This is a genomic window from Candidatus Latescibacterota bacterium (genome assembly GCA_019038625.1).
Taxonomy (GTDB): Bacteria; Krumholzibacteriota; Krumholzibacteriia; order Krumholzibacteriales; family Krumholzibacteriaceae; genus JAGLYV01.
The window spans coordinates 22,266-31,631 of the sequence record JAHOYU010000243.1 but is presented as its reverse complement, the minus strand read 5'-3'; the positions used below and the strand labels follow the sequence as shown (position 1 = coordinate 31,631).

6 protein-coding genes are annotated in these 9,366 nt (G+C 52.1%); 3 read left to right on the top strand and 3 right to left on the bottom strand.

The window, feature by feature from the left end; all coding sequences use genetic code 11:
• Window positions 1-71 precede the first annotated feature (71 nt).
• Window positions 72-1,541 (top strand): FapA family protein, encoded by a 1,470-nt coding sequence (locus tag KOO63_15670; protein ID MBU8923258.1) that lies wholly within the window; start codon window positions 72-74, stop codon window positions 1,539-1,541.
• Between the two features lie 61 nt (window positions 1,542-1,602).
• Here the strand turns inward: KOO63_15670 and KOO63_15665 are convergent, their stop codons facing one another.
• Window positions 1,603-2,370: an MBL fold metallo-hydrolase gene (locus tag KOO63_15665; protein ID MBU8923257.1), complete on the bottom strand. Its 768-nt coding sequence runs from the start codon at window positions 2,368-2,370 to the stop codon at window positions 1,603-1,605.
• Between the two features lie 125 nt (window positions 2,371-2,495).
• Window positions 2,496-3,101, bottom strand: coding sequence for a hypothetical protein (locus KOO63_15660; protein ID MBU8923256.1), 606 nt, complete (start codon window positions 3,099-3,101; stop codon window positions 2,496-2,498).
• Between the two features lie 188 nt (window positions 3,102-3,289).
• Between KOO63_15660 and KOO63_15655 the strand changes: the two genes are divergently transcribed.
• Window positions 3,290-4,198, top strand: a complete 909-nt coding sequence (locus tag KOO63_15655; GenBank protein MBU8923255.1) for a hypothetical protein — start codon at window positions 3,290-3,292, stop codon at window positions 4,196-4,198.
• 78 nt (window positions 4,199-4,276) lie between these two features.
• Here KOO63_15655 and KOO63_15650 read toward each other — a convergent pair whose 3' ends face one another.
• Window positions 4,277-5,353 carry a M20/M25/M40 family metallo-hydrolase gene (locus tag KOO63_15650; GenBank protein ID MBU8923254.1) on the bottom strand — a complete coding sequence of 359 codons (1,077 nt, stop codon included), beginning with the start codon at window positions 5,351-5,353 and terminating at the stop codon, window positions 4,277-4,279.
• Between the two features lie 246 nt (window positions 5,354-5,599).
• Here KOO63_15650 and KOO63_15645 point away from each other — a divergent pair, with 246 nt between their 5' ends.
• Window positions 5,600-9,325 carry a response regulator gene (locus tag KOO63_15645; protein MBU8923253.1) on the top strand — a complete coding sequence of 1,242 codons (3,726 nt, stop codon included), beginning with the start codon at window positions 5,600-5,602 and terminating at the stop codon, window positions 9,323-9,325.
• The last annotated feature ends 41 nt before the right edge of the window (window positions 9,326-9,366 follow it).

Genomic DNA, 9,366 nt, shown 5'->3' with positions numbered 1-9,366 from the left:
ATCAGGATGCCGCCGATCCTGTAGGGTAAGTACGGCATATGATGAGACATGTATTCAGGGAGATTGTCGCTATGGATATTGAAAATGACAAGTCGTCAGAAGAGAAAGTCCCTGCAACTCCGGAATCATCGGATCAGGCGGAGGAGATTCCGTTAAAAACCAGGCTGTACGTTTCGTCTGACAAGCTTGCCATCCTGCTGGATAGTCCACACCCTGGAGATGGGTTGCAGGGACTTCTGGATGATGTCGAAACCCGGATGAAAGAACTTGGATTAAGTGAGCTTCCAGACAGATCTGTGCTGGAAGAGAGGATCTCTGAGAAACTCGAGCCGGACTCACAGATCATCGGCCTTGTCATGGTAGAGGGTGTGGAACCCATACAGGGGAAGGATGGATGGATCGAGTGGGAAGAGGACTTTTTCATGACCGGGTTCAAGGTAGATGATGAAAGTGGAAGAATGGATTTCTGGGAAAGACTGGAACATCTCTGCGTAAGTGAGGGCCAGGTCCTTGCCCGGGTGTATCCACGTTTTCCGGGCATTCCGGGTATTGATGTCTTCGGTGAGGCCATGTCCTGTGAAAATACTTTTGATCTTGAAATAACTATAGGATCGAATATTGAAATAACAGAGGAAGAAGAATATAGGACCTGCTCCTCAGGGATAGACGGGCGGATGCGCTGGGCGAATAATACTCTCGCTGTGGACGAAGTATACAGAGTTCACGGCGATATCAGATTTGGAACAGGTAATGTCCATTACAACGGCTCAGTGATGGTCGAGGGTGACGTGAAGGATGGTGCTACGGTAGACGCCGGGGGCGACATAATAATCAGCGGGCTGGTAGAACCTTCCAACATAACATCGAAGGGCAGCTTGATAGTCTCAGGAGGGATCATCGGCAACGAAAACCATCGGATCGAACTTGAAGGAGGCCTTCACGCCAGATATTTGACGCAGGCTGAAGTGTTATCGTGTGAAGATGTCGAAGTAACAAGGGATATTTCCCAGTCGAACATCAGGACTCTCGGGCAGGTGATCATCCCGCAGGGAAGGATCGTCGGGGGAGAAGTGACAGCCAATCGTGGGATCCAGGTCGGCCAGGCTGGCAGCCCGGGAGAGACCCCGACGACGTTGATTCCCGGGACAGATTATTCACTTCCAGGCAAGCTTGCCGAACCAAGGGAGAGGGCCAAATCCGTATCCACAGAATTTGAGAAGATCAAAGATATAACCGATAGTGTTCTGCAGAGGAAACGAATGATTGCGGAGAGTGAGTTCGATAAACTCATGAAGCAACAAAAGCAACTGGAGAAAGAATTACATGCACTCCATGCAACGATCATGGAAATCAAGAGAAAATCAACAAAACAGGCTGTAAGAGAAGTGCATGTTTTGAAGAGGACATTTCCGGGAGTCAGATTCAAGTTCCGGAAGATGGAATTCAGTATAGACGAATTGACCGAGGGTTTGCATGTCTGGACAAAAGATGACGGGAAGAAACAGGAAAGTCAGGCATCTGCCGAAGTAAAATCAAAGTGACTTTGAGATCGGCCGGGGAAAACAATCTGGACAATCGGGGGATTCAATGGTGTGAACAGGGTCACAGCGATAAAAGAGAAGAGACCCTGTATCGGCTGGCGACGCTCAATTCGACATTATTGCCGAGGACATCCCTGTGGGTATCGATAGCGGTCTGCGGATCGTTGTTCTGCTCGGACAGATGCGCCAGTGATGCCCATTTCAGTTTTTGGCTGAAGGCAGGCAGAAGCAGTCCCGCCGCTTCGATGTTTGAGATATGTCCGCCATCGCCTGTTATCCGTTTTTTTAGAAACGCGGGGTATGGACCGTTCTCCAGCATGGAGACATCGTAGTTGCTTTCGAGGAAGACTCCGTCCAGTCCCATGATCAACTCCTGCAAGCCATCGAACACATGACCGAGGTCGGTCAATACTCCCAGCCTGTTCCGTGAGTCGTCTACGACAAAAGCTACACCATCGACGCCATCATGAGGGGTGGGGAACGTTTCAATGACAGTTTTGCCAAACCGGACAGATTCTCCCGCATTGAAATGCGACAGATTGCGAAATAGGCCACAAAACCCTCTCGAATCGACTGTCGAATAAGTTGTCGGGGTCATCCATACATTGAGATCATATTTCCGACTGAATATCCCGGCGCACCGTGTATGGTCCGAATGGTCGTGTGATATTACTACACAATCGATATCTCGAATGTCCCGCCCGATAGTCTTGAGGCGGTTCTCGGCCTTAATGCCGCTGATGCCGGCATCGAGCAGGATCCGGACGTCGTCCGTCTCCACATATATGCAGTTGCCATTGCTGCCGGACTGTAATGAAACGGCTTTCATTCTTACTTCTTTCTTCCTGATCAGTTGGTCGGAATATATTACAGTATACGCGTAATGTCGACACAAACGAGTGAGTCAGGTGCAGTGCGGATCGTGGCTGAAGCAGTTTTTGTCGGCAAGGACACTCAGATCTTCCCAAAGATCAGAGAAATACAGACCCCGCCGTGGTTGCGGTTGCTGTTCACATTCGCGTAGCCGTATAGGCCCAGTCCCGCGTTATCCCCTAATCTCCAGATGAGCTGGGCCTCGAACGGCAGGCCGAGCACCATTTGGTAGTCCCTCTTGATAAGGATGTCGCTGTTTGTCGGGTCCTTCTCGTGGAATGTTCCCCCGACGCCCGCAACGCCGGTCGAGGCCGACATGATTAATCGTTCACAACGACGGGTCAACCCCACAAGCAGGGCCAGGTCTCCCATGGTGTCATAATCATTGACACGGTCCACGACTTCATATTTGCCGCCGCTACTTGCCGTACTCCTGATGCCGAAGATGATGTGGCCTCGGGTGCGGGAGATGTTTAAATGGCCGCCCGGACTTCCCAGGCTGCTGGGGCCGCATCCAAACCCCACCCAGGTATGTGTTGGTTGCGATTCTTCTGTCTTCTCTGCTGCTTCCAAATCGATCGGGAACGTAGCAGCCAGTAGCGTCGCTACTATGAGAAAGAGAACGAAAGCGGTAATGACAACACCCGGAATAGACTGCCATCCGATTAGATTTATTGATTTATTCAATTTTATCACCTCCATACGATTCGACCATCGATTCTACCGCCTGTCAAGTTTATTTGTGTGAGAGGTCTGGCACCTGCCTTGCAGAGTGTTACAATTCGCGATAAACGCTTTAAAAAGTGGACCGTTGTCATTCACTTCGGGGCTGCTTGTGCTATTAATTCGATCGATTCGATTGTAAAGGAGAGGGTATGCGCGCATTTTTCCTGTTCGGTCTGGTAATGATTTTTACTATCGGTCTATTCGGTGGTTGCAGCAGCGATAGCAGCAGCGGGGGAGGAGATACAGAGGAATTGCCCGATCTCCTTTTCTACTCGATCAACGCGGGTAGTATGGGTTCAGTAGAATCCGGACAGCCTGTGGCCATCCGTTATACGATAGAGAATGCCGCCAGTGGTGGAAGCGGTGAAGAAGCCGACAGGCCGATCCTCGTACCTTCCGCAGGGCCGGACGCGGGAGCGTTCGATGTGGAGTTCTATTTTACAACGAATCAGACTTTTGACCCAGCGACAGCCCGGTTGATGCTGCCGGTACTTGAAATCAGTGGCCTTGATGCCGGTTCGTGGACCATGGGCGATTATTGGGTACTCGATGTTCCTGCCGATATGACGCCTGGTCAGTACTATGTCTTCGGAGTCATCGATTCGGATGATGAGGTCGACGAGGATGACGAGACTAATAATCTGGGAATGGTTGGTTCCGACTGGCAGATAGATGTTCTTACGCCCGATGGACGCCTGCCGGACATCGGAATCAATTTTGGCAGTTATGGGTCGGTACTGGTGCAGGGCAGCGAGACTACCATAACGATGGGCTTCACCAACTGGGGGTCCACAGCGAGCCTGACCACCTGTGTCGCTTATCTTTACCTCTCGGATAATACGGTCTTCGATCCCGGAGACGAATCGATCCCGGTTTCCCCGATCATTATTCCAGAATTGGCTACCGGTGAGCAGCAGAGGATAGAGATCGCCTTTACCGTGCCTTCATCGCGTCTCGGTGCCCAGTTCATTCTGATCGTCTCGGACACTGAGGGTGTAATCACCGAGAGTAACGAGAACAACAATGTCGAAGCCTGTGGTGTGACCATAAACGAGTAGCGGGGAGTGAGGTCTTTCACTCCCCGGCAATAGTTCTGTCACTCAGTGGAGAACCGAATCTCCCGGTCTATAGCTCCATCACTCTGCGCAGAGCCGCATGATCTCGACGATCATCCCGAGAGCCTTTTCCATGTCGGCGACATGGATATGTTCTTCGGTGGAATGCTCCCTCTGCGCACCGATCCCGACGACGGCCACTTCGATCCCCTTGTTGTTGTAGATCGAAGCATCGGTAAATCCGGTTATGAATGTAGTCTCCGCGTCTATACCGACTGTTTTGAGCGCTTTTTTCGAGATCTCGACGCTGTGTGAATCGGCAGGAATATCCACTGCCTTGCAGAGGTTGTCGACCTTGATCTCGACCGAGGCTCCGTAGCCTTCGATCTCCTTGCGGATGATTCCGATCATTTCGTCGGCTAGCGCCTGTCCCTTCTCATGGTTCAGGCTTCTGCATTCGGCGAGGAAGCTCACAGCGTCGGGAACGCCGTTTCGGATCATCCCACCCTTGATCACTCCTACGTTGGCTGTGGTCTCTTCATCGAGACGGCCGAGCTTCAGTGCAGATATCGCCCTGGCTGCCGCCTGGATCGCGTTGATACCCTTTTCCGGCTCCATCCCCGCGTGTGCGGCTTTTCCCTTGATCTCGACATCGATGGCGAAGTAGGAGGGGCCTCCGATGACGATCGTGTCGAGGGTGTCGTTATCCAGCAGGAATCCGATCTTTGCTGTGATCAGGCTGTAATCCATGTTTTTTACGCCCAGCAGGCCGACTTCTTCCTGACGGCTTATGGCGATCTCGATGGGAGGATAGACTTCCGCGGTCCGCAGTGCCTCGATCATCTCTGCTATGCCGGCCTTGTCGTCAGCGCCAAGTATCGTATCCCCGGCCGACCGGATGACACCGTCAGCGAGGACCGGCTCGATCCCCTGTCCCGGAAGTACTGTATCCGCGTGGCAGGAAAGCAGGATCGGAGCCTTGCCGGAGCAGCCCTTTTCGGGGAACTTCGCCACGAGGTTTCCATAGCTGTCCTTGATCGCCTCGGCGCCCATTGCTGTGAATTCCATCTGGAGGTAGTCTATCATAGCCGCTTCATTACCCGATTCACTGTCTATTCGGACCATTTCCATGAACTGTTTTATCATCCTGTCTGACATCTCTCATCCTTCCGTTTTTGGATTCCAGGGCAGATCCATATGCGATACTCGTCACTTTTACCCGGCCCATCTTACAGGAACAGAGCTGTGTTGACAACTATGAAGGGGAATGGAGGGGTGAATTCTACAGACGAAAAATATTGCTTAAAAAGAGATTTATAATTTAAAGATAATGCTCTGAAAAGCCGATATGAAGACATGATAAGTACGAAGAAAATCAAATCGACTTTATTGCCAGTTACAGTAATGGCACTGAGTATAGTCCTTGCGGTCGTCTCGCTCAATTATCTGAGGAACAAGGAAAGAGCACGTTTTGACGAACGGTTCGAAGTGCTGGCAGCACACCAGCGGGACACGGTTGAGGGGATGTTCATCGAGGCTGGGTCGGTACTCAAATCACTCAGGAACTTTTTCAACGCTTCCAGCTATGTCGAGAGGGAAGAATTTTCGATCGCCTCCAGGGAATTTCTGAACAACAATCCATATATCCATGCACTCGAATGGATACCCCGCGTCGAAAACAGCGAAAGACCTGATTACGAAGAGAGTGCCATGCTGGATGGGATGGATGCATTCCAGTTCACAGTACGGGGGGTGGACGGTGGGATGAGCACAGCGCCTGAAAGGAATGAATACTACCCTGTATATTATGTGGAACCTTATTCGGGTAATGAAATGGCCCTCGGGTTCGACATGTCGTCAGACCTTGACAGACTCAGAGCACTCGAGGAATCGTTTCTTGCGGGTGATATAATCGCTACCTCACCGATCAGGCTCGTACAGGACAAGGCGACACACAAAGCTTTTCGGGTCTTTCTGCCGGTCTACGAAAAAGGCACAGTGATCTCAAACTGTGATGACAGAAGATCAGGCTTGTATGGTTTCGTGGCGGGTGTCTTCAAGGCGAAAGATATGATCCTGCTTGCCTTCAAGGAGGACCTGGAATCCAGAATTGCGCTCTACCTGTTTGATTCGACCAGAAAGGGATCGCCGGAATGCCTGTCTGTGATGAATCTTCCTCCGGGCATGTCTGACCCATCGAAGAGAGCCATACCGTGTAGTGAGATGTTGAAGACATTCGCCTCATCCGGAAACTCTTCCGGGCACAAACGGGCTGATCTTCTGTTCGCGGGCAGAAAGTGGACTATCGTATCGATTGCGCATGAAGATCTCATCGCCGACTATATAACCGCCCAACCGATAATGGTGGGCATCATCATTCTTGTCATCGGTAATCTTCTCGCTCTTCTGTTCTGGAACCAGGCGCGGAGACGATCTGTGATAGAGACGGAAGTGAAGAGCCGTACGGAAGAATTGATCAGGGCCCGGGATACACTGGACAGGATACTGGAGATGGAGAGGGTCCGTGCCGGGCAGCAGTCAGAGGTCGCCAGGTTCGGGCAGAAGGTGCTTTCCGGGATGTCGATCGATGAATTGTTCGAAAGCGCGGTCCTGCTGGTATCCAGGGTCCTGGGCACCGAATATGCCAAGGTGCTGGAACATTTTCCCGAAAAAGGAGAACTGTTTCTCAGGGCAGGTGTCGGATGGAAGGAAGGTTGGGTAGGGCATAGATCCATACCGGACGGAGCCGGGTCCCAGGGCGGATATACACTGCTCCAGGCTAGTCCTGTCATAGCGGATGATATCAAAAACGAAACGAGGTTTTCACCCCCACCTCTGCTTACCGAACATGGAGTGACAGGGGGGATGGTTGTAGCGATCCCCGGAGAGTCGAGGCCTTTCGGGATCCTCGGTGTTCATACGATAAAGAAGGCACGTTTCAGTGGGGACGACGCTCATTTTCTGGAAGCTGTCTCCAATATACTGGCAGCAGCAATGATAAGGACACGCACTGACCAGAAGATGAGGAAGTCGGAGAGCAGGTTTAAAACACTTTTCGATTCGACAAGCGACGCGATCATGCTGCTCGATGAAAAAGGATTCTTTGCGTGTAACAAGGCGACGCTGTCGATATTCGAATGTTCCAGTGAGGAGGAGTTCTGCTCGATGACTCCGGCGGATCTATCGCCACCTCGACAGATGGACGGAAGCGACTCCCTCGATGCTGTCGGTGAAAGGATCGCCACGGCTTTTGAGACCGGGAACAGCCGGTTCGAGTGGCTCCATAAACGTCATGCGACAGGAATAGTCTTTCCCGCTGAAGTATTGCTCAGTGTCATGGAAATGGAAGGCAGACCGGTCCTTCAGGCTACCGTAAGAGATATCACCGAGCGCAAAAAGGGTGAAGAGAGACTGCGTGAGTCCAATGAGGAGCTCGCGATGGTGAACAGGCATCTGGAAGAGCAGACTGCTTTATCGAGTGATATGATGGTCCAGGCTGAGATGGCAAACATGTCGAAGAGCGAATTCCTGGCGAACATGAGCCACGAGATACGGACACCGATGAATGGTGTGATAGGGATGACAGGGCTTCTGCTCGATACGGAACTGACGGAAGAACAGCGCCGGTACGCGGAGACGGTCCAGGCCAGTGGAGAATCGCTTCTCGAGCTGATCAACGATATCCTCGATTTTTCAAAGATCGAAGCCGGGAAACTGGAGATGGAAGTCCTTGATTTCGACCTTGAGACACTGCTTGAAGACTTCGCCGAAATGATGGCCCTGAAGACCCGTGAAAAAGGACTGGAATTCGTCTGCGCAGCTGAGCCGGGGATGCCGGTCGCACTGCGCGGTGACCCCGGACGACTCAGACAGATCCTGATCAACCTTATGGGCAACGCCGTCAAGTTCACCAGTATGGGTGAGATCGTTGTCAAAGCCAGCCTGGATTCAGAAACTGACACAGAGGCAGTCGTGAGATTCACCGTGACAGATACAGGTATCGGTATACCGGCTGACAAGGTGGGAACTCTTTTCGATAAATTCACGCAGGTGGACGCGTCCACCACTCGCAAGTATGGCGGTACGGGACTTGGGCTTGCGATCTCCATGCAACTGGCGGAGGCGATGGGGGGAGAGATCGGCGTGAACAGCCGGGAGGGAGAGGGGTCCGAGTTCTGGTTTACCGTCCGGTTTCTTGAACAGGCCGAGCAGAAGCGCGATGTATCCGTTCCAGAAGAAGCGCGTGGGGCCCATGTGCTGGTCGTCGACGATAACCTGGCTGGCAGGGAGGTCGTAAGGGAACGACTGGAATCCTGGGGATTGAGAGCGGATGGTGCGCATGACGCCCCGAAAGCGTTGAGGATGCTCCTCGCCGCAGAGAAGAATGGAGATTCGTACAAGGTAGCCATCCTCGACATGCTGATGCCGGGAATGGATGGCGAGGGCCTTGGCAGGGCCATCAAGGCAGACGAAAAGATCAAGGATACGAAATTGTTGTTGCTTACTTTTCTGGGTGGGCGTAGCGAAGGGGATCGACTGGCAGAGATCGGCTTTTCCGACCAGTTATCGAAACCCGTAAGACAGTCACAGCTTTTTGAATGTATGAGTTCTGTTCTTACAGGAAGAGTCAGCCGCAAGGGAAGATCCGGTTCGTCGGAGGGTAAGCTCGGAAAGTTCGATGGCAACTACCGTATTCTGCTCGCTGAAGACAATATCACGAATCAGAGGGTGGCGCTCGGTATCCTGAAGAAGATCGGTTTGCAGGCTGATGCCGTTGCAAACGGTGTCGAGGCTGTGGACGCACTTGAAAGGATACCTTACGATCTCGTTCTCATGGATTGCCAGATGCCCGAACTTGACGGGTACGAGGCTACGCGGAGGATCCGGGATCCTGAGACGACCGTCCCGAATCATGAGGTGCCTGTGATAGCCATGACAGCCAACGCCATGCAGGGAGACCGTGAAAAATGTCTTGAAGCGGGAATGGACGACTATATCCCGAAGCCTGTCAATCCGAAAGCTCTCGCGAAGATCCTGAGAAAATGGTTACCCGGAGAGGATGCTCCGGCCGATGAAAAGACTGGCCTGGAAAACAGGGATCTCGTGGAGACGGTCCTGGCCCTCGATTGAATTTTTCAAGTGAAAATCCCGAATAATTCAGGCATAATACT